The organism is Bradyrhizobium sp. 613_E4_N2_2 (assembly GCF_052075995.1).
In the GTDB taxonomy this organism is placed as follows: domain Bacteria; phylum Pseudomonadota; class Alphaproteobacteria; order Rhizobiales; family Xanthobacteraceae; genus Bradyrhizobium; species Bradyrhizobium barranii.
Genome location: NZ_CP197234.1, coordinates 6,721,434 through 6,741,239, shown reverse-complemented (window position 1 = coordinate 6,741,239; position 19,806 = coordinate 6,721,434). Strand labels below are relative to the sequence as shown.

At 63.6% G+C, this 19,806-nt stretch carries 18 protein-coding genes; 13 read left to right on the top strand and 5 right to left on the bottom strand.

Annotated elements, in window-relative coordinates; genetic code table 11:
* Positions 1-22: 22 nt before the first annotated feature.
* The 3 genes from AB7290_RS31965 to AB7290_RS31955 all read right to left on the bottom strand — a co-directional run bounded on the left by AB7290_RS31965 (position 23) and on the right by AB7290_RS31955 (position 3,685).
* Positions 23-994: an ABC transporter permease gene (locus AB7290_RS31965; protein WP_085404386.1), complete on the bottom strand. Its 972-nt coding sequence runs from the start codon at positions 992-994 to the stop codon at positions 23-25.
* Positions 995-1,004: 10 nt separating this feature from the next.
* Positions 1,005-1,985, bottom strand: a complete 981-nt coding sequence (locus AB7290_RS31960) for an ABC transporter permease (RefSeq protein WP_063984746.1) — start codon at positions 1,983-1,985, stop codon at positions 1,005-1,007.
* A 104-nt stretch (positions 1,986-2,089) separates the two neighbouring features.
* A complete protein-coding gene (locus AB7290_RS31955) occupies positions 2,090-3,685 on the bottom strand; it encodes an ABC transporter substrate-binding protein (protein ID WP_085404385.1) in 1,596 nt (531 codons plus the stop codon).
* A 385-nt stretch (positions 3,686-4,070) separates the two neighbouring features.
* On the opposite strand from AB7290_RS31955, the gene AB7290_RS31950 reads away from it, so the two are divergent.
* The 6 genes from AB7290_RS31950 (at position 4,071) to AB7290_RS31925 (ending at position 11,805) form a co-directional block, all read left to right on the top strand.
* Entirely contained in the window at positions 4,071-4,328 is a 258-nt protein-coding gene (locus AB7290_RS31950) for a DUF6489 family protein (protein WP_071915885.1), read from the top strand.
* Entirely contained in the window at positions 4,329-5,129 is an 801-nt protein-coding gene (locus tag AB7290_RS31945; RefSeq protein WP_085404384.1) for an esterase/lipase family protein, read from the top strand.
* Between the two features lie 46 nt (positions 5,130-5,175).
* Entirely contained in the window at positions 5,176-6,726 is a 1,551-nt protein-coding gene (locus AB7290_RS31940) for a WS/DGAT/MGAT family O-acyltransferase (protein ID WP_028157105.1), read from the top strand.
* A gap of 10 nt (positions 6,727-6,736) precedes the next feature.
* Complete coding sequence (locus tag AB7290_RS31935) at positions 6,737-7,732, top strand: alpha/beta fold hydrolase (RefSeq protein WP_028146842.1); 996 nt, start codon at positions 6,737-6,739, stop codon at positions 7,730-7,732.
* Between the two features lie 131 nt (positions 7,733-7,863).
* Positions 7,864-11,100, top strand: coding sequence for a bifunctional cytochrome P450/NADPH--P450 reductase (locus AB7290_RS31930; RefSeq protein WP_085404382.1), 3,237 nt, complete (start codon positions 7,864-7,866; stop codon positions 11,098-11,100).
* A gap of 30 nt (positions 11,101-11,130) precedes the next feature.
* Complete coding sequence (locus AB7290_RS31925) at positions 11,131-11,805, top strand: spermidine synthase (RefSeq protein ID WP_085404381.1); 675 nt, start codon at positions 11,131-11,133, stop codon at positions 11,803-11,805.
* A 99-nt stretch (positions 11,806-11,904) separates the two neighbouring features.
* Here the strand turns inward: AB7290_RS31925 and AB7290_RS31920 are convergent, their stop codons facing one another.
* The gene (locus tag AB7290_RS31920; protein WP_085404380.1) at positions 11,905-12,369 is read right to left on the bottom strand and encodes a nuclear transport factor 2 family protein; all 465 of its coding nucleotides are present in this window, start codon (positions 12,367-12,369) and stop codon (positions 11,905-11,907) included.
* Between the two features lie 124 nt (positions 12,370-12,493).
* On the bottom strand, positions 12,494-13,408 hold the full coding sequence (locus AB7290_RS31915; protein WP_085404379.1) for an alpha/beta fold hydrolase: 915 nt from the start codon (positions 13,406-13,408) through the stop codon (positions 12,494-12,496).
* A gap of 164 nt (positions 13,409-13,572) precedes the next feature.
* On the opposite strand from AB7290_RS31915, the gene AB7290_RS31910 reads away from it, so the two are divergent.
* The 7 genes from AB7290_RS31910 (at position 13,573) to paaX (ending at position 19,774) form a co-directional block, all read left to right on the top strand.
* Positions 13,573-13,956 (top strand): hypothetical protein, encoded by a 384-nt coding sequence (locus AB7290_RS31910; RefSeq protein WP_085404378.1) that lies wholly within the window; start codon positions 13,573-13,575, stop codon positions 13,954-13,956.
* On the top strand, positions 13,953-15,035 hold the full coding sequence (locus tag AB7290_RS31905) for a PHA/PHB synthase family protein (RefSeq protein ID WP_085404377.1): 1,083 nt from the start codon (positions 13,953-13,955) through the stop codon (positions 15,033-15,035). Before AB7290_RS31910 ends, AB7290_RS31905 begins: the two co-directional genes overlap by 4 nt.
* Complete coding sequence (locus AB7290_RS31900) at positions 15,032-15,625, top strand: GNAT family N-acetyltransferase (protein WP_063984735.1); 594 nt, start codon at positions 15,032-15,034, stop codon at positions 15,623-15,625. Before AB7290_RS31905 ends, AB7290_RS31900 begins: the two co-directional genes overlap by 4 nt.
* 202 nt (positions 15,626-15,827) lie before the next feature.
* A complete protein-coding gene (locus AB7290_RS31895; protein ID WP_085403967.1) occupies positions 15,828-16,283 on the top strand; it encodes a phasin in 456 nt (151 codons plus the stop codon).
* Between the two features lie 163 nt (positions 16,284-16,446).
* On the top strand, positions 16,447-17,733 hold the full coding sequence (locus AB7290_RS31890; protein WP_085403966.1) for a DUF445 domain-containing protein: 1,287 nt from the start codon (positions 16,447-16,449) through the stop codon (positions 17,731-17,733).
* 201 nt (positions 17,734-17,934) lie between these two features.
* Positions 17,935-18,705 carry an esterase/lipase family protein gene (locus AB7290_RS31885; RefSeq protein ID WP_085403965.1) on the top strand — a complete coding sequence of 257 codons (771 nt, stop codon included), beginning with the start codon at positions 17,935-17,937 and terminating at the stop codon, positions 18,703-18,705.
* Positions 18,706-18,907: 202 nt separating this feature from the next.
* Complete coding sequence (gene paaX, locus AB7290_RS31880) at positions 18,908-19,774, top strand: phenylacetic acid degradation operon negative regulatory protein PaaX (protein ID WP_085403975.1); 867 nt, start codon at positions 18,908-18,910, stop codon at positions 19,772-19,774.
* Positions 19,775-19,806 lie beyond the last annotated feature (32 nt).

The window sequence follows — 19,806 nt, the reverse complement described above, 5'->3', positions numbered from 1 at the left end:
GGCGTTTTCATCGAAGCTTTGCTCATCGAAGTTTCGGGTTGAGCGCGTCGCGCAGCCAGTCGCCGAGCAGGTTGATCGACAGGATCAGCGCGGCGAGCGCAAGCCCGGGGAAGGCGACGATCCACCATTCGCCCGCGAACAGATAGTTGTTGCCGATGCGGATCAGCGTCCCGAGCGACGGCATGGTGTCGGGCAGGCCGACACCGAGGAAGGACAGGGTCGCCTCGGTGATGATGGCAAGCGCGAGGTTGATGGTGGCGATGACCAGGATCGGTCCCATCGTGTTGGGCAGTACGTGTCGCAGCATGATCTTTGGCGCGGGCAGGCCGATCAGCTGCGCTGCGGCCACGTAATCCTTGTTCTTCTCGACCATCACGGAACCGCGCACCGTCCGGGCATATCCGACCCAGAAACTAAGCCCGATCGAGATCACCAGCACCACCAGCATGCTGTTGGCATCCAGCCGGTTGCCGAGGATCGATTTCGCGATGCCGTTGATCAGCAGCGCGATCAGAATGGCGGGGAAGGTCAGCTGCACGTCGGCGATCCGCATGATCACGCCGTCGACCGCGCCCCCGAAATAGCCGGCGGTCAGGCCGAGTGCGATTCCGAGCGCGCCGGCGAAGACCACGCCGGCGACGCCGACGGCGAGCGAGATGCGCAAGCCATAGAGGATGGCGGAGAACACGTCGCGGCCCTGCTCGTCGGTGCCGAGCAGGAACGGGCTCTGGCCGTCGGCGGTCCAGAGCGGTGAGATCCGCGAGTTCATCAATTGCAGCTGCGCCGGATCGAACGGGTTCTGCACCGCGAGTGCCGATGCAAAGATCGCGAGCAGGAAGAACAGCACGGTAATGGCCGCCGCCACCATGGTCAGCTTGGAGCGGCGGAACGAATAGAAAATGTCGCTGTCGAGCGCGCGGCTGAGCCAGCTGCGGGCGGCATGCGTCGGCAGCGTGCTCTGCTTGTCGGAATTTGAGGCGACTACGTCGGACATGGAGGCTGCCTCATGCGGCGCGGCCGATGGTCGAGCGCAGGCGCGGATCGACCACGGTGTAGAGGATGTCGACCACCAGATTGATGGTGACGAAAATCAGAGAGACCATCAGCAGGTAGGCGGCCATAATCGGGATATCGACGTTTTGCACGGCCTGCACGAACAGAAGTCCCATGCCGGGCCATTGGAATACGGTTTCGGTGATGATCGAAAATGCAATAACCGAGCCAAACTGTAGTCCGGCCACCGTGATGACGGGAATGAGCGTGTTCTTCAGTGCGTGGCCGAAATGGATGGCACGGGTGGTCAGCCCGCGGGCCCGAGCGAAGCGAATATAGTCGGTCCGAAGCACTTCCAGCATTTCCGCGCGCACCAGCCGCATGATCAGGGTCATCTGGAACAGGCCGAGCGTGATCGAGGGCATGATCAGCGCCTTCAGGCCCGACAGCGTGAGCAGCCCCGTCGTCCACCAGCCGAGCTTGACCACCTCGCCGCGACCGAACGAGGGCAACCAGCCCAATGTCACCGCGAACAGATAGATCAGGAGAATGCCGATCAGGAAAGTCGGCAACGAGATGCCGATCAGCGAAACCGCCTGGAATAATTTGGCGAGCACGGTGTCGCGTTTGAGCGCCGAATAGACGCCCATCAGGATGCCGAACACCATTGCGAATACGGTCGCGCAGATCGCCAGTTCCAGCGTCGCGGGCATGCGCTCCATCAACAGCGTAGAGACCGGCTGACGGAACTGATAGGAGACGCCGAATTTGAACTGCGCGGCGTTGCCGAAATAGCGGACGAACTGCACCGGCACGGGATCATCGAGGCCGAGCGATTTGCGCACGGCTTCGCGTTCGGCCGCCGACGTATCGATCGAGACGATCTGGTTGACCGGGTCGCCGGCGAAGCGGAACATCGAGAACGCGATGATGCCGACGGCGAACATGACGCCGATGGCCTGAAGGGCGCGGCGAAGAGTGAAAGCGAGCATGCCTTCCACTATCCTTGGGTGTGCGTTTGGCTGACGTCTTTGTCAGCCGGAAAAGGAAAGGTCCCGGAAGCCTGACGCTGCCGGGACCTCGTGTTCAACTGTCGCTATTCCTTCTTGGTCGCCCAGTGGAACATGACCAGATTGTCGGCGCGCTGCGGCAGGTTGACCTTCTTTGATACGCCCCAGGCCAGCGCCTGCTGGTGCAGCGGGATGTAGGACCAGTCCTTGTTGCCGATTTCGTAGGCCTGCTTGATCAGCTGGTTGCGCTTGGCGGTGTCGGTTTCGACCAGCACCTTGTCGGTGATGGCGTCGAACTCCTTGTTGCAGTAACCGCCGAGATTGGCTTCGCCGCGCGAGGATTTGGCATCGTCGCGGCAGCCCATGATGTCAAAGAGCACGTTGTGGGAATCCATCGTGCTCGGCGTCCAGCCCAGCATGTAGAACGAGGTCTGGTAGCCGCCTTGCTTCAACACCTTGGCGAAGTATTGCGCCTTGGGCTGCGCCAGCAGATTGATCTTGACGCCGATGCGGGCGAGCATGCCGACGACGGCCTGGCAGATCGCGGCGTCGTTGACGTAGCGATCGTTCGGGCAATCCATGGTGACCTCGAAGCCGTCGGGGTAGCCGGCCTCGGTCAGGAGCTTCTTGGCGCCTTCAGGGTCGAATTTCGGCCGGGTGAACTCCTTGGACAGCAGGAACAATTCCGGAGCGATCATCAACGCCGACGGCGTCGACAGCCCGCGCATCACGCGCGTCTTGATCAGCTCGATGTCGATCGCCTTGTAGAAGGCCTCGCGGACGCGGATGTCCTTGAATGGGTTCTTGCCCTTGATGCTGGAGTAGAGCAACTCGTCGCGGACTTGATCGAAGCCGATGAAGATGGTGCGCAGCTCCGCCCCCTTCAGCACCTGGGCGTTCGGGCTCGAATCGACGCGGGAGATGTCCTGGATCGGCACCGGCTCGATGACGTCGACTTCGCCCGACAGCAGCGCGGCGACGCGGGTGGCGTCGGAGGCGATCGGGGTGAAGATGATCTCCTTCAGGTTACCTTCGACCTTGCCCCAGTAATTGGGATTGGCCTTGAACACCGTCTTCACGCCGGGCTGGTGGCTCTCGATGATGAAGGGACCGGTGCCGTTTTCGTGGAGCGAGGCGTAGCTCGGCGTGGTCGCCGCCACCGGCGTCGGGTCGACGACGTTGTTCTCCTCGGCCCATTTCTTGTCCATGATGTACCAGACATCCCACGCGTTATGCAGGATGGGATTGGGCGAGGGCAGGACGAAATCGACGGTGTAGTCGTCGACCTTGATCACCTTGACGTCCGGAGCAAGGCGGGTCTGCATGTTGGACCCCTTCTTGCGGACGCGATCGGCCGAGAACAGCACGTCGTCGGCGGTGAAGGGATCGCCGTTGTGGAATTTCACGCCTTTGCGCAAATGGAAGCGCCAGCGGGTCGGCTCCGGGGTTTCCCAGCTTTCCGCCAGCGCCGGAATGATCTTGAGGTCCTTGTCGCGCGCGGTGAGGCCTTGATAGACGTGACCGAGATGGGCGTGAGTGGTGCTCTCGTTGAGGGTATAGGGATCTAGCGACTTCAGGTCACCCTGGTTGGCATAACGTAGCGTCTGGCTCGACGCCGACGAGACCGTCAACGCAAACGTACCGGCGAGCGTCGCCGCAAACAGAGTTCGACCGACTGACATTCTTGACCCTCTCCACTCTGCCGCGCCGTGATTTTTGATTGTTCGGCGGGCGTCCCAATCCATGTTGCCCAGAGTCCACGACCCGTGCAAGCGCCATTCCAGCAAGGAACGCGCCAAGTTGCGCCGCTGTGCAGCAATGCTGGCCGACAATCTGGCGGCGAGGGGTTCGCGGGCGATATTCGACTTTCGATCGGTGAAGTCCCCGGCCGCGGGGCCCTCGTGCCCCGCCGGGCGCCGAGGAAGCGGGCTCATGGCGGGCGCGATTTCATTGACCATATCCGCCGATCGCGGAAGCAAGGCCGGCCGCCAGCCTCAGGTCGCTTGCGTTGCACACCGTCTCGCGGCGATACTGCGACAGGCCGCTCGAATCTCATCTGGAGGGGACATGAAAGTTAACATCGAAATTGACTGCACCCCCCTTGAAGCCCGCCAGTTCTTCGGACTACCCGACGTGATGCCGATGCAGACCGCCGTGATGGACAAGTTGCAACAGCAGATGATGTCCAATATCGACAAGGTCTCGCCGGAATCGCTGATCCAGAGCTGGTTCACCTTCGATCCCAAGATCGCCGAGCGGTTTCAGGACATGTTCGTCACCATGGCCGGTCTCGGCAGCCCGCGCAGCGGCGACAAGAAGAAATAAATGTCGCCCGGGCCGGACGAGCCGCAGGGGTCGGGCCGGCTTCGTCCGCCGAGCCTCGGCCTGCTGCTGGCCGAAGCCCGTGGACTTTTCGAATTCAACGCCAGCGTAATGCTGTCGCCGCTCCTGATGCGCGCGCCCAGGGGCGACGGCCATCCGGTGCTGGCGCTGCCGGGCTTTCTTGCCAGCGATCTTTCGATGGCGCCGATGCGGCGCTATCTCAGCGAGCTCGGCTATGAGGCGCATGCCTGGCGGATGGGGCGCAATCTCGGTGGGCTGGAACGGATGAGGGAAGCCCTGCGCAAGCGCCTTGCCGAAATCCACGCCACGAGCGGACGCAAGGTCAGCCTGGTCGGTTGGAGTCTCGGCGGCGTCTATGCCCGCGATCTCGCGCTCCAGGCGCCCGAGATGGTCCGTTACGTCGTCACGCTCGGCAGCCCGTTTGCCAACGACGTGCGGGCGACCAACGCCACGCGGCTGTACGAAGCGCTGACCGGCGAGCGTGTCGAGGATTTCGCCGAACTGCGCGAGGCGATCGCCGGCGATCTGCCGGTGCCGGCGACGTCGATCTATTCGCGCGCCGACGGTGTCGTGAACTGGCGAACCTGTTTGTTGCGTCCCTCCGACCGCGCCGAGAACATCGAGGTGCACCTGGCGAGCCATATCGGGCTCGGCGTGAACCCCGCGGCGCTGTGGGCCGTGGCGGACCGCCTGGCGCAACCGGAGGGGGAATTCTGGCCGTTCGACCGGGCAGGGCCGTTTGCCATTGCATATGCCCCGCCGGAACGGGCAGTATCGGCCTGACGAGAAGCGCCGGCAAAGGCGCCCGTCGAAACGAGCGGAGGGAACTATGGCTGACGGTAAGAAGCTGTCGTCGCTGGACGCATCATTTCTCTATCTGGAAACGCCGGAGATGCCGATGCATGTCGGCAGCATGGCGATCTTTCGCCTGCCTGACGACTACAAGGGCGACTTCTTCGAAGACTTCAAGGCGATGATCGTCTCGCGCCTGCACATCGCACCGATCCTGAAGGCACGGCTGGAGAAGGCGCCGCTCGATATCGATCATCCCTCCTGGGTCGAGGACGACCAGTTCGACATCGACCGCCACATCTTCCGCGCCAGCCTGCCGCAGCCGCGCGACCGCGCCACGCTCGAACGCATCGTCGGCTGGATGCACGCCAAGCTCTTGAACCGCGCCCGGCCGCTCTGGGAGTTCTACGTGTTCGAGGGCATGAAGGACAACGAGGTCGGGCTCTATTCCAAGATGCACCATGCCGCCATCGACGGCGGCGCCGGGGCGGCGCTGACCAACATGATCTACGATATCTCGCCCACCCCCCGGAAGGTCGATCCGCCGACGGCGGGCAGCAAGCCCGGACAGGAGCCGCGCGACATCGCCGCCAACCTGCTCGATTCCTATCAGCAGCTCTTCACCCAGCCGCTCGATGCCTCGGCCGCCGCGAAGAACCTGCAATTGCCGCGCACGGGCAAGAGCGACATCGGCTCGATCCTGTTCGACAATGCGATGTATCAGATCGAGAGCGCGGTGCGCTTCGCCGGCAACATCCCGACCATGGTCAAGAGCGTCTCCGACGTGCTCGGCAAAATCTCCGATCCGAAATCCCGGGAAAGCCTCGCCAGCATGGTGTCGCCGCCGACCATGCTGAACAAGACGATTTCCTCGGAACGCAGCTTTGCCGGCGTCTCGATCTCGCTGTCGCGTTCAAAGGCGCTCGCCAAGCAGGCCGGCGGCAAGCTCAACGACGTGGTGCTGGCGCTCGCCTCCGGCGTGGTCCGGCGCTACCTCCAGCAATATGGCACGCTGCCGGCGAAATCGCTGACCGCCGCCGTGCCGATCTCGCTGCGCGAGGAAGGCAACACCGAGGCCAACAACCAGGTGTTCGGCATGATCTGCTCGATCGCGACCAATATCGACGATCCCAAGGCGCGGCTGGAGGCGATCATCGCGCAGTCGACCAAGTCCAAGGAGATGTCGCATCCGTTGCGGGCCCTGATGCCGCAGATTTCCAACATCTCGATGCTGGGTGCGCCGATGATGGTGCAGGTTCTGGCGCTGCTCTACAGCCGCTCGAACCTGTCGGATGTGCTGCCGCCGGCGGCCAACATCACGGTGTCCAACGTGCCGGGGCCGCGGCAGACGCTCTATGCCGCCGGCGCGGAGCTGTTGCACATCTTCCCGGTGTCGATCTCGACGCATGGACAGGCGCTCAACATCACCGTGCAGAGCTATCGCGACCAGCTCGACTTCGGCTTCATCGTCGGCGCCAACATCATTCCGCACGTGCAGGTGATGTGCGACATGCTGCCGGAGGAGTTCGCCGCGCTGGAGGCGGCCTACGCGCCGCCGGCGGCCGACGTCAAGGGCGCCGCAGAGTAGGAATATTGCGATGATTGAGATGCCACCGCTCAAGTTCGTGCAGACGAACGGAATCCGCATGGGCTACTACGAGGCGGGCCCGGTCAGCGACAAGCCGCCGATGGTGCTGTGCCACGGTTGGCCGGAACTCGCCTTCTCCTGGCGTCACCAGATCAAGGCGCTAAGCGAGGCCGGCATCCGGGTGATCGCGCCGGACCAGCGCGGCTATGGCGCGACCGACCGGCCCGAGCCGGTCGAGGCCTACGACATCGAACATCTGACCGGCGACCTCGTTGGGCTCCTCGATCATCTCCAGATCGACAAGGCCATCTTCGTCGGTCACGACTGGGGCGGCTTCATCGTCTGGCAGATGCCGCTGCGGCACATCGACCGGGTTGCGGGGGTGGTCGGCATCAACACGCCTCACACCAACCGTGCCTGGGCCGATCCGATCGAGCTGCTGCGCGCTCGCTTCGGCGACAAGATGTACATCGTGCAGTTTCAGGATCCGGCGCGTGAACCCGACAGGATCTTCGGCAGTCGCGTCGAGCAGACATTCGATGCGTTCATGCGCAAGCCGGCGCCGCGCCCGCCCGATGCGCCGGCTGAGGAAGTGATTGCCGGCGTGGGCGCTTCGCCGCGGGTCAATCTGGCGTTTCCGCAGATGATTGCGGCTTACGACGCGAAGCACGATCCGCGCACGCCGATCCTGTCGCCGGAAGAGAAAAAGGTGTTCGTCGACAATTTCACCAGAACGGGCTTCACCGGCGGCATCAACTGGTACCGCAACATGTCGCGCAACTGGACGCGCGCCGAAGGGCTCGATCATACGGTGCGGGTGCCGTCGCTGATGATCATGGCCGAGAACGACGCGGTGTTGCCGCCGTCTTCCGCCGATGGCATGGACAAGCTGATTCCCGATCTCGAAAAATACCTGGTCCGCGACAGCGGCCATTGGACGCAGCAGGAGAAGCCGGAAGAGGTCAGCGCCAAGCTGATCGAATGGCGTAGAAGGCGGTTTGGTTAGCGCTCGTCGTTGCGAACGCGTCATTGCGAGGAGCGAAGCGACGAAGCAATCCAGACTGCCTCCGCGGATATATTCTGGATTGCTTCGCTTCGCTCGCAATGACGACATTGAGGCAGGGGGACTACATTTCGATGTCATCCAAGAACCGTCTGGACCCGATTCCGCAGCCGCCGACCAAGCCGGTGGTCGGCAACATGCTGTCGCTGGATTCGGCCGCGCCGGTGCAGCACCTGACCCGGCTTGCCAAGGAGCTCGGGCCGATCTTCTGGCTCGACATGATGGGTTCGCCGATCGTCGTCGTCTCCGGCCATGATCTCGTCGACGAGCTGTCCGACGAGAAGCGCTTCGACAAGACGGTGCGCGGTGCGCTGCGCCGCGTGCGCGCGGTCGGCGGCGACGGCCTTTTCACGGCCGACACCAGGGAGCCGAACTGGAGCAAGGCGCACAACATCCTGCTTCAGCCGTTCGGCAACCGCGCCATGCAGTCCTATCACCCGAGCATGGTCGATATCGCCGAGCAGCTCGTCAACAAATGGGAACGGCTCAACGCCGACGACGAGATCGACGTCGTCCATGACATGACCGCGCTGACGCTGGACACAATCGGCCTGTGCGGCTTCGAGTACCGCTTCAATTCCTTCTATCGACGCGACTACCATCCCTTCGTCGAGTCGCTGGTGCGCTCGCTCGAAACCATCATGATGACGCGCGGCCTGCCGTTCGAGCAGCTCTGGATGCAGAAGCGCCGGAAGACGCTCGCCGAAGACGTCGCCTTCATGAACAAGATGGTCGACGAGATCATCGCCGAGCGCCGCAAGAGCGCCGAAGGGATCGACGACAAGAAGGACATGCTCGCCGCGATGATGACCGGCGTCGACCGTTCGACCGGCGAGCAGCTTGACGACATCAACATCCGCTACCAGATCAACACGTTCCTGATCGCGGGGCACGAGACCACCAGTGGCCTGCTGTCCTACACGCTCTACGCTCTGCTCAAGCACCCGGACATTCTCAAGAAGGCCTATGACGAGGTCGACCGCGTCTTCGGCCCCGACGTCAACGCGAAGCCGACCTACCAGCAGGTGACGCAGCTCACCTACATCACGCAGATCCTCAAGGAAGCTCTGCGGCTGTGGCCGCCGGCGCCGGCCTATGGCATCTCGCCGCTGAACGACGAGACTATCGGCGGCGGCCAGTACAGGCTTAGGAAGGGCACCTTCATCACCATCCTGGTGACGGCGCTGCATCGCGATCCCTCGGTCTGGGGTCCGAATCCGGACGCCTTCGATCCCGAGAATTTCAGCCGCGAGGCGGAGGCCAAGCGGCCGATCAACGCCTGGAAGCCGTTCGGCAATGGCCAGCGCGCCTGCATCGGCCGCGGTTTTGCGATGCACGAGGCGGCACTCGCGCTCGGCATGATCCTCCAGCGCTTCAAGCTGATCGACCATCAGCGCTATCAGATGCATCTGAAGGAAACGCTGACGATGAAGCCGGAAGGCTTCAAGATCAAGGTACGTCCGCGCGCCGATCGCGAGCGCGGCGCCTATGGCGGTCCTGTCGCAGCTGCGTCCTCGGGGCCGCGGGCGCCTCGTCAGCCGACGACGCGGCCCGGCCACAATACGCCGATGCTGGTGCTGTACGGCTCCAATCTCGGCACGGCCGAGGAGCTCGCGACGCGCATGGCCGACCTTGCCGAGATCAACGGCTTTGCCGTGCATCTCGGGCCGCTCGACGATTACGTCGGCAAGCTGCCGCAGGAGGGTGGCGTGCTGATCATCTGCGCCTCCTATAACGGCGCGCCCCCTGACAATGCGACGCAATTCGTCAAATGGCTCGGCGACGATCTGCCGAAGGATGCCTTTGCCAATGTGCGCTACGCTGTGTTCGGCTGCGGCAACAGCGATTGGGCGGCGACCTATCAATCGGTGCCGCGCTTCATCGACGAGCAATTGTCGAAGCATGGTGCGCGCGCGGTCTATCCGCGCGGCGAAGGCGATGCGCGCAGCGATCTCGACGGCCAGTTCCAGAAATGGTTCCCTGCGGCCGCGCAGGTCGCCACCAAGGAATTCGGCATCGACTGGAATTTCACCCGCACCGCGGAGGACGATCCGCTCTATGCGATCGAGCCTGTCGCAGTAACCGCCGTCAACACCATCGTCGCGCAGGGCGGTGCTGTCGCGATGAAGGTGCTGGTCAATGACGAGCTTCAGAACAAGTCCAGCGCCAATCCGTCCGAGCGTTCGACGCGCCATATCGAGGTGCAGCTGCCGTCCAACATCACCTACCGCGTCGGCGATCATCTGAGTGTGGTCCCGCGCAATGATCCGACGCTGGTGGATTCGGTTGCCCGTCGCTTCGGCTTCCTGCCGGCGGACCAGATCAGGCTTCAGGTCGCCGAAGGCCGCCGCGCGCAGCTGCCGGTCGGCAATGCCGTCTCGGTCGGACGCCTGCTCAGCGAGTTCGTCGAGCTGCAGCAGGTGGCGACACGGAAGCAGATCCAGATCATGGCAGAGCACACCCGCTGCCCGGTCACCAAGCCTAAGCTGCTGGCCTTCGTTGGCGAGGAGGCCGAGCCGCTCGAGCGCTATCGCACCGAGATTCTGGCCGGGCGCAAATCGGTGTTCGACATGCTGCTCGAATATCCGGCCTGCGAGTTGCCGTTCCACGTTTACCTGGAAATGCTCTCGCTGCTGGCGCCGCGCTACTATTCGATCTCGTCGTCGCCGTCGGTCGACCCGGCGCGATGCAGCGTCACGGTCGGCGTGGTCGAAGGGCCGGCCGCCTCCGGGCGCGGTGTCTACAAAGGCATCTGCTCGAATTATCTCTCCAACCGGCGTGCGGGCGATGCGATCTATGCCACCGTGCGCGAGACCAAGGCCGGCTTCCGGCTCCCGGATGAGTCATCGGTGCCGATCATCATGATCGGCCCGGGCACCGGGCTTGCGCCGTTCCGCGGCTTCCTCCAGGAGCGCGCTGCGCGCAAGGCGAAAGGCGCCGCCCTCGGTCCGGCCATGCTGTTCTTCGGCTGCCGCCATCCCGACCAGGATTTTCTCTACGCGGAGGAGCTGAAGGGGCTGGCGGCAAGCGGCATCACCGAGCTCTTCACGGCATTCTCGCGTGCAGATGGACCGAAGACCTATGTGCAGCACATGCTTGCCGCGCAGAAGGACAGGGTCTGGCCGCTGATCGAGCAGGGCGCGATCATTTATGTCTGCGGCGATGGCGGCAAGATGGAGCCCGACGTGAAGGCCGCGCTCGTTGCGATCCATCGCGAGAAGAGCGGCAGCGATGCCGCCACAGCTGTGCGCTGGATCGAGGAGATGGGCGCGAAGAACCGCTATGTGCTGGACGTCTGGGCGGGAGGGTGATTGTTCGTCCGATCGTGCTAAAGCTTTCCCATGATTCCCTGGGAAAAGATCGACACCGCAAAAATCCCCGGCTCCGACGAGGAGCTCCGCCTGATGCGGCGCGGCAAGGAGTTCTCCATCAAGCTCGGCACCAACGAGCTGATGAACAACCGCCTGTCGGGCTCTGAGGCGGCGCTCGCGACACTGGCGGCGAAGCAGATCGAGAAGGTCGCAAAGCCCGTTGTCCTCATCGGAGGCCTCGGGATGGGCTTTACGCTGCGCGCGGCGCTGACTGTGCTCGGGAGCAAGGCGAAGATCGTGGTCTCCGAGCTCGTGCCGGCGGTGGTCGCCTGGGCGCGCGGCCCGATGGCCGAGGTCTTTGGCGACAGTCTCGATGATGTCAGGGTGAAGATCCGGGAAACCGATGTCGGCGAGATCATCCGCGCGCAGCGGTCGGCCTTCGACGCCATTCTGCTCGACGTCGACAACGGGCCGGAGGGGCTGACCCGGAAGGGCAATAACGCACTCTACAATGCGAGCGGGTTGAAAGCGGCGAAGGTGGCGCTGCGGCCGGGCGGCGTGCTCGCCGTCTGGTCGTCGGGACCCAACCCGGCCTTCACCAAGCGCCTCGGCAGCGCCGGCTTCGATGTGAACGAAGTCAATGTCCGGGCCACCGGACGAGGCGGCGGCGCGCGCCATGTAATCTGGATTGCGCGGAAGAGCTAGGCGGCGATTTGTAGCCCGGATGGAGCGAAGCGAAATCCGGGGCGGTCGATCCGCAAAGAGTGGTCCCGGATTACGCTGCGCTTCATCCGGGCTACGGCTCTAGAACATCGTATTGTTGTTCGCCGGATTTTCCGGGATGTCCTGAACAACGTCCCAGTGTTCGACGATCTTGCCGTTTTCCAGCTTGAAGATATCCACGATCGCGCGGCCCCTGCTGCCGGGCTCGCGAACGGAGTGGACATGCAGGATGACGAAGTCGCCGTCGACGAATGAGCGCTTGATCTCGCTGTGCGAGCTCGGGAACTTTTCGCGCAGGAAGCCGATGAACTTGCGAAAACCGTCCGGACCATCGGGCGCGTTCGGATTGTGCTGGACATAACGGTTGCCGACATAGGCGAGGGCGGCGTCGGCGTCCTTTTGGTTAAGGCCCTTCTCGTAGAAGGCCAGCACGGCGGCGCGGTTGGCTTCTTCCTGCGCGCTGGCGGCCAGCGCAGCGCCGTTGCTGAGGGACAGCATGAGAATGGAAGCCGCAATCATTGCGACGGGCCGGACGATGAGATGCATGTGAACTCCGAGAGGCCGCAGCCTCTGTCTTGCGATTGAGGGAGGCCTGTATAGCTTTCGCGCCGGCTCACGTTAAGAGAGTAACCGGAAGCTCACATGGTCACCGCGAGGAGACCGGTCGCGTTTACGCCGCCTGCGCCGCCGCCCCATGAGCGTGCTTGTCGATGGCGCGGATGATGTCGGGCCAGAAGCGCATCGGCAGCGCATGGCCCATGCCGTCGATCATCAACAGCTTTGCGCCGGGAATCGACTCTGCGGTGTCCTTGCCGCCTTCGGGCCGCACCAGCGGATCGACGGTGCCGTGAATGACCAGCGTCGGTGTTTTCACGCCATGCAGCCGCTCCTTGCGGCTGCCGGAGGCGAGTACGGCGCGGAGCTGCCGGCCGACGCCGGCCGGATTGAGGCCGCGTGCGAACACGCGCTCGGCACGATCGGGGTCGAGCGCTTCCTCTTCCGGAAAGGACCCGGCGCGCAGCACCTTCCAGGTCTCGCCGAAGCGGACGATGAACTCCTCCTTGCTTTGCGGCGGCGGAGCCATCAGCATCGCGGAGGCCTCGCGTGTCGGCGGTGGCACGCGCGGATTGCCTGTCGTCGACATGATCGAGGTGAGCGAGCGCACGCGCTCTGGAAACGACAGCGTCACCTCCTGCGCGATCATGCCACCCATCGAGGCGCCAACCAGATGCGCCGACTTGATGCCGAGCGCATCCATCAGGCCGACCGTGTCCTTCGCCATGTCGATCAGCTTGTAGGTCGCGGCGACGGGAATCTTGAGAAAGCGCAGCTTCAGCAGCTCGAGCGGCGTCAGGCGTTTGCCGCCCGTCAGATGGCTCGACTTGCCGATGTCGCGATTGTCGAAGCGGATCACGCGAAAGCCATGCACGGCGAGCTGCTCGCAGAACGCATCGTCCCAGTGGATCATCTGCGCCCCGAGCCCCATGATCAGCAGTAGCGGCTCGGCATTGTCGTTGCCGAAGATCTCGTAGCAGATGTCGATGCCGTTGGCGCGGATGCTCTGGGGCGGCTGATGGGTGGTCACGGGCGCGTTCCCTCCTGCTGATCGATGCTGTATCGCACGGTTTGCCGCCGCAAAGAAGCCGTGTGCGCCGCACCGCGCGACCTGCCGGTTGACCGCTCCCTCGCAACGGTGTGGTATGGCGAAAAAAGAAGGGCATCGCAGCTCTCGATATCAGGAGGACGCCGATGACCGACAAGACCAATGACCCCGTCGCCATGTGGCAGAAGATGGTTGGTGAGATGGAGAAGGGGTTCAACTCCTTCGCCAACCAGGCCATGTCGTCGCCCGAGTTTTCACAGGCGATGAACCGCGCGGGAGGGGTTGCTGCAGGTGCTCAGAAGCAACTCGGCGAGCTCATGGAAAAATATCTGGTCTCCATGAACCTGCCCAGCCGCGATCAGGTCACTGGCCTTGCCGAAAGGTTGCAAGCCATCGAAGGCCAGATCGGTGAGATCAAGTGGATGCTGAGCCAGATGGCGGCACGTTCCGGCGTATCTCAGGGCTCCGATACGGCATTGCGACCGCCGCGCACCAGGCGCCCGCCGTCCGAGGGCGGAGAGCAGACATGAATGCAGCCACCGGACTAGATCTCGCATCGATCCCGGATCGCATCCAGTCCGAGGTGCAGCGCGCCATCCAGCGCAGCATCAAGGGCGTCGAATATTTCTCGACTTCGGGCCCTTCGCTCGGCTCGACGCCGAAGGACGTGCTGCATTCGCGCGGCACCATGAGCCTCTATCACTACAGGCCGATGTCCGACGAGATCTACCGCGTACCGGTCTTGATCGTGATGGCGACCACCAATCGTGGCTACATCCTCGATCTCGTGCCTGGTCAGAGCTTCATCGAGTTCCTGCTCAAGCGCGGCTACGACGTCTACATGCTGGACTGGAGCGCGCCGCGGCCGGAGGAGAAGAGCCTGCGCATGGAGGACTACGTCCTCGACTTCATCCCGGATTGTGTCCGCCGCGTGCAGGCGGATTCCGGCGAGCAGGACGTCTCGGTGATCGGCTATTGCTTCGGCGGCGTGCTGTCGCTGCTCTACGGCTCGATCCACAAGGACGGGCCGATGAAGAATTTGATCTGCTTCACCACCCCGATCGACTTTCGCGAGATGAAGCTGTTCTCCAATTTCTCCGACCGCCGCTATTTCGACGTCGACCGCCTCGTCGACAGCGTCGGCAACGTGCCGCCGGAGATGATCCTGTCCTCGTTCGAGATGCTGCGCCCGGCCTCGCGCACGGCGAGCCAGATCCAGCTTTGGGAAAACATCTGGAACGATGAGTTCGTGAAATCGTATCGCATGTTCGACCGCTGGGCGACCGACACGCTGCCGCTTGCGGGCGAGTATTTCCGCACGATCACCAAGGATCTGATGTGGGACAACAAACTGTTCAACGACACTATGTCGGTCGGCGGCCGCGCGGCGAAGCTCGAAGACATCAAGGTGCCGTTCCTGCATGCGGTCGCCGAGCACGATCACATCGTGCCGTATGACGCCGCAAAACACCTGATCGCGAAGATCGGATCCGATGACAAGGAAGAGGTGATGCTGAAGGGCGGTCACGTCTCGCTTGTCGCCGGCGCCAACGCTGTGAAACGGCTGTGGCCGAAACTGGATTCCTGGCTGGGGAAGAGATCGACATGAGTGAGCAGCGTTCCTATCCGCGTCAGGTCAAGACCGACGCTGGCGATATCGAGATCCGCCTGATGTCGCCTGCGGACGAGGCCGCGATGCTGGCCTTCGGCAAGGGCCTGCCGACCCATGATCTGTTGTTCCTGCCGCGCAACATCAGCGAGCCGAAGGTGCTCTCGGCCTGGGTCAAGGAGATCGAGCGCGGCGCGATTACCAGCCTGCTCGCGGTCAGGGACGCCAAGGTCGTCGGCTGCGGCACGCTGGTGCGCGATCCGCATTCCTGGTCGCCCCATGTCGGCGAGATCCGGATGGTTGTTTCCCTCGACGTGCGCGGGAAGGGGGTCGGGCGGGCGCTCTCGCAGGAGACCTTTGCGCTCGCGCTCGGCGCCGGCCTGGAAAAGCTTTCGGTCCAGATGACGGTCGACCAGCAGGCGGCGATCGCCTTGTTCGAGAGCCTCGGCTTCAAGGCCGAGGCGCTGCTGCGGGACCATGTCCGGGACGTCGACGGCAAGACCCACGACATTGTCGTGCTCGGGCACAATATTGCGCAGGTGCAGGCCCAAATGGAGGCCTATGGGCTGCCGGGTGCCGTCCAGCATTAGGGGCGGCCGGCTCGTTATCCGGAACCCGTCTGGCCAGGGAGGCGGCAAATTGCCTTCCATTAAGGCTTTTCACGATTTCGTGATATCGCAGTGCAATACGAATATTGCATCGCACCATTAATTATGTCATACAAGCCGTGCCCCGGGCCAATGAGGACGGGGTGAGCCCATAGCTCAACCCAATGAGGATGGAGAGAACCCCATGACCACCGAAACCAACACTGCCTTCGAGGGCTTCAAGGACGCTTTCAAGAACATCCAGAACCTGGAAGTTCCCGAGGCCGCTCGCGATTTCGTCAAGAAGTCCGCCAACACCGCCAAGGACCGTGCTGCCGAGGTGTTCGCTGGCTCCGAGCGCGTGACCGCCGCCGTCGAGAACGCGGTGACCGAGTCCGTCACCGAGGCCGGCAAGATCAGCCGCAACATCCAGCAGGCGATCTATGAAGACGCCGAGGCGTTCTTCTCGGGCATCGACAAGCTCGCGTCCGCCAAGTCGGTCAGCGAAGCCGTCGAGATCCAGTCGAGCCTGCTCCGCGCCCGCGGCGAAGTCTTCGTCTCGCGCGCCAAGGCGACCGCCGACTATGTCGGCAAGCTCGCTGCCAACGGTGCGAAGTCCGCTCAGGACAACTTTGCCAAGGTCTACACCAAGACCGCTTGATACGGCACCCTGAGTACAAACTGAAATTTGAGGCCCGCTTCGGCGGGCCTTTGTTTTTTGCGCTGCCGTCATTGCGAGCGAAGCGAAGCAATCCAGTCCGTCTCCGTGGAAAGACTCTGGATTGCTTCGCTTCGCTCGCAATGACGAGTAGGGTGATGCAGTGATGACCCCGCCCGCTACCTTCTCCTTCGACACCCCCGGTGACGCCGAACGCGCGGCGGAGCTTCGCCGCGTCAAAGCACTGGCGACGCTGGTGCTGGCCTCGACGCTTGCCCTGTTCGTCGTTGCGAAATGGCTTCTGCCAGTGCATCCCGTGTTCGGCTTCATCGCGGCCTTCGCAGAAGCTGCGACCATCGGCGGGCTCGCCGACTGGTACGCGGTGGTCGCGCTGTTCAAGCGGCCGCTCGGCCTGCCGATCCCGCACACCGCGATCATCCAGAGCAATCAGGCCCGCATCGCCGACAAGCTCGGCGAGTTCATCCAGGTGCATTTCCTCGAGGCCCGCCCCGTCGAGGCCAAGCTGAGGGAGATCGATTTCGGCTCCTTCGTCGCCGACTGGCTGCGCGACCGCAAGCGCAGCGATGATCTCGCGCGTTTCGCGCTGCGCCTGCTGCCGGAGGCCGTCTCCGCGACGGAAAGCTCGGGTCTGATGACCTTCATCATTCGCCGCATGTCCTCGCAGCTCCAGGCGATCGACCTTGCGCCGCTCGCGGCCGGCACGCTGCGCGGCTTCGTCGCGGAAGGGCGGCATCAGATCCTGTTCGATGATCTCCTGCGCGTGATGCACGAGACGCTGAATCAGACCGAGACGATGGCGATGATCCGCGAGAAGGTGCGCGCGGAGTTGCCGACCCTGCTCAGGCTCTATCGCGCCGACAAGTTTCTGGTGAACAAGATCGTGGCGTCCGCCACGGCTTTTTTCAACGAGGTGCGCAGCGATCCCAAACATCCGTTTCGCGGCGAATTCGATCGCATGGTGCTGGGCTTCGTCGACCGGCTCGGCACCGATCAGGCCTATATCGACCGCATCGACGGATTGAAGCGCGATCTGCTCGCCCGGCCCGAGCTTGCCGATCTCGCCCGCACCGTCTGGGCCAACACGCGCTCCTTCATCGAGCGCAGCGCGAGCGGCGAGACGCAGGTGCTGCAGCATCATCTCGCCGGGATGTTCGTCGCCGCGGGCGAGGCGCTCGCCGGCGATGCCGAGCTCCGCGGCGAGATCAACAAGGGTCTGGTGGCGGTGCTGCGCAGCTTCGTTGCGGATCAGAAGAGCGGCGTCTCGACCTTCATTTCCGACCAGGTCAAGGCGTGGGATATGGCGCAGCTGATTTCGCTGATTGAAATCAACATCGGCCGCGACCTGCAATACATCCGCTTCAATGGCTCGCTGATCGGCGGGCTCGCAGGTCTTGCTCTCTACTCCGTAGAATTCCTGCTTCGGTGGTTGTGACTTTTGCGTCACGGACGCTGGCATTCACGCGCGGGCCTATTGTCGCCTTAGGTTTCACCCGCTTGAATGTCGGGCATCGGCCGCCTAGCTGATTCATGCTGCGTTGCGGAACGTTCGAGAAGCCGGAGTGTTGGAATTCATACCCATTTGCCGGCATCGCAACCGGTAGCCTTTTCAGCAATTCTGCCCAGGGGACCATTGATGACTGCTACTGCCCAGACGCTGCGTCCGCCGTCCCGCACCTTGATGTTCCTGGAAGGGCGCGCGATCCACGAGTTCGGCGCATTCCTCGGCGCACTGCCGCTGCTGAGCCTTGCGCCCCGCGGCGATGGGCATCCGGTGCTGGTGTTCCCGGGCCTCGTGGCCTCCGACGCGTCGACGCGCGCGCTGCGCTCGTTTCTGACCAGCAAGGGCTACGCGGCAAGCGGCTGGCGCCAGGGCCGCAACTACGGCCTGCGCGAGGGCGTGCAGCATGCGATGGTCGATCTCGTGCAGGAGCTCAGCGACAAGCATGGCCGCAAGATCAGTCTGGTCGGCTGGAGCCTCGGCGGCCTCTATGCGCGCCAGCTCGCCAAGATGATGCCGGCGCGCGTGCGCCAGGTGATCACGCTCGGCAGCCCCTTCGCGGGCGATCCCCGTTCGACCAATGCCTGGCGCGTCTATGAATGGGCGAGCGGCCGGAAGTCCGACGAGGTCGATCCGCAGTTCGGCGGCGAGCTCGCCGTCCCGCCGCCGGTGCCGACCACCGCCGTCTTCAGCCGCACCGACGGCGTCTGCGCCTGGCAGGGCTGTATGGAGAAGACGGGCGCGCAGACCGAGAGCATCGAGGTCGAGAGCAGCCATTGCGGCATGGGCCATCATCCCGCAGCCGTCTATGCGGTCGCCGACCGCCTCGCGCAGAAGGAAGGCCAGTGGCGGCCGTTCGACCGCAGCGGCTGGCGCAGCATGATCTATCCCGATCCGCATCGGTAAGCGCGGCCTGCATGGTTCGAGACGCGCGGCTTTGCCGCGCTCCTCACCATGAGGACTGAGAGCTAGTGACGCCGCGCGAAAGCGATCAGACCTCATCCTGAGGAGGCGCGAAGCGCCGTCTCGAAGGATCGAGCCCGGCTCTCGCTTTGATTGTCGCCCCCGTCCATTGTCGCGCCCGCACCAAACGCGCTATGCCTCGCGCATGGCGCATCCATTGTCCCGCATCATCGACCAGCTCAAGCGTGAGCCGTCACGCACGGGCTCCATCGTCATCACCGTGTTTGGCGACGCCATCGTGCCGCGCGGCGGCTCGGTGTGGCTCGGCACGCTGTTGGAGTTCTTCGAGAGTCTGGACATCGATGCCGGCGTGGTGCGCACCGCGATGTCGCGCCTTGCTGCCGATGGCTGGCTGATGCGCGAAAAGGTTGGCCGTAACAGTTTTTATCGCCTGGCCGACAAGGGAAGTCAGACCTTCGAGGCCGCCACGCGCCACATCTACGATCCGCCATCGTCGGACTGGACCGGGCGCTTCGAGCTGCTCCTGATCGGCAACGGCGAGGATCGCGACGTCTCGCGCGAAGCGCTGCGCAACGCCGGCTTCGGCAGTCCGCTGCCCGGCGTGTGGGTCGCGCCATCAGGCGTGCCGGTGCCGGACGAGGCTGCCGGGGCGATCCGTCTCGAAGTCTCGGCTGAAGATGACAGCGGGCGCCGTCTGCTCAGCGCGAGCTGGCCGCTGGACCGCACCGCCGACGCCTATCTGAAGTTCATGAAGACGTTCGAGCCGCTCCGTGCCGCTATCGCGCGCGGTGCGGATCTGTCCGAGGCCGACGCCTTCACCGCGCGGATCCTGCTGATCCACTACTACCGCCGCGTCGTGTTGCGCGATCCGCTGCTGCCCGAGAGCCTGCTGCCCGGCGACTGGCCTGGCAGGGCAGCACGTGAAGTCTGCCGCGAGGTCTATCGCGCGCTGCTTGCGCCGTCGGAACAATGGCTTGATAGCCATGGAACCAATGAGAAGGGGCCACTGCCGCCGGCTCGAAAGCTCCTGGAGCGGAGGTTCGAGGTCTGATTTATATGTTACAGAAATATATTGCATGAAGT

What these genes read in the sequence shown, in the direction of transcription:
- AB7290_RS31920 (WP_085404380.1), bottom strand. Translation starts at nt 12,369, where the DNA reads ATGCATCTCATCGTCCGGCCCGTCGCAATGATTGCGGCTTCCATTCTC.
- AB7290_RS31900 (WP_063984735.1), top strand. Translation starts at nt 15,032, where the DNA reads ATGAGTGAGCAGCGTTCCTATCCGCGTCAGGTCAAGACCGACGCTGGC.
- AB7290_RS31935 (WP_028146842.1), top strand. Translation starts at nt 6,737, where the DNA reads ATGATTGAGATGCCACCGCTCAAGTTCGTGCAGACGAACGGAATCCGC.
- AB7290_RS31950 (WP_071915885.1), top strand. Translation starts at nt 4,071, where the DNA reads ATGAAAGTTAACATCGAAATTGACTGCACCCCCCTTGAAGCCCGCCAG.
- AB7290_RS31905 (WP_085404377.1), top strand. Translation starts at nt 13,953, where the DNA reads ATGAATGCAGCCACCGGACTAGATCTCGCATCGATCCCGGATCGCATC.
- AB7290_RS31930 (WP_085404382.1), top strand. Translation starts at nt 7,864, where the DNA reads ATGTCATCCAAGAACCGTCTGGACCCGATTCCGCAGCCGCCGACCAAG.
- AB7290_RS31955 (WP_085404385.1), bottom strand. Translation starts at nt 3,685, where the DNA reads ATGTCAGTCGGTCGAACTCTGTTTGCGGCGACGCTCGCCGGTACGTTT.
- paaX (WP_085403975.1), top strand. Translation starts at nt 18,908, where the DNA reads ATGGCGCATCCATTGTCCCGCATCATCGACCAGCTCAAGCGTGAGCCG.
- AB7290_RS31940 (WP_028157105.1), top strand. Translation starts at nt 5,176, where the DNA reads ATGGCTGACGGTAAGAAGCTGTCGTCGCTGGACGCATCATTTCTCTAT.
- AB7290_RS31925 (WP_085404381.1), top strand. Translation starts at nt 11,131, where the DNA reads ATGATTCCCTGGGAAAAGATCGACACCGCAAAAATCCCCGGCTCCGAC.
- AB7290_RS31960 (WP_063984746.1), bottom strand. Translation starts at nt 1,985, where the DNA reads ATGCTCGCTTTCACTCTTCGCCGCGCCCTTCAGGCCATCGGCGTCATG.
- AB7290_RS31885 (WP_085403965.1), top strand. Translation starts at nt 17,935, where the DNA reads ATGACTGCTACTGCCCAGACGCTGCGTCCGCCGTCCCGCACCTTGATG.
- AB7290_RS31910 (WP_085404378.1), top strand. Translation starts at nt 13,573, where the DNA reads ATGACCGACAAGACCAATGACCCCGTCGCCATGTGGCAGAAGATGGTT.
- AB7290_RS31895 (WP_085403967.1), top strand. Translation starts at nt 15,828, where the DNA reads ATGACCACCGAAACCAACACTGCCTTCGAGGGCTTCAAGGACGCTTTC.
- AB7290_RS31945 (WP_085404384.1), top strand. Translation starts at nt 4,329, where the DNA reads ATGTCGCCCGGGCCGGACGAGCCGCAGGGGTCGGGCCGGCTTCGTCCG.
- AB7290_RS31965 (WP_085404386.1), bottom strand. Translation starts at nt 994, where the DNA reads ATGTCCGACGTAGTCGCCTCAAATTCCGACAAGCAGAGCACGCTGCCG.
- AB7290_RS31890 (WP_085403966.1), top strand. Translation starts at nt 16,447, where the DNA reads ATGACCCCGCCCGCTACCTTCTCCTTCGACACCCCCGGTGACGCCGAA.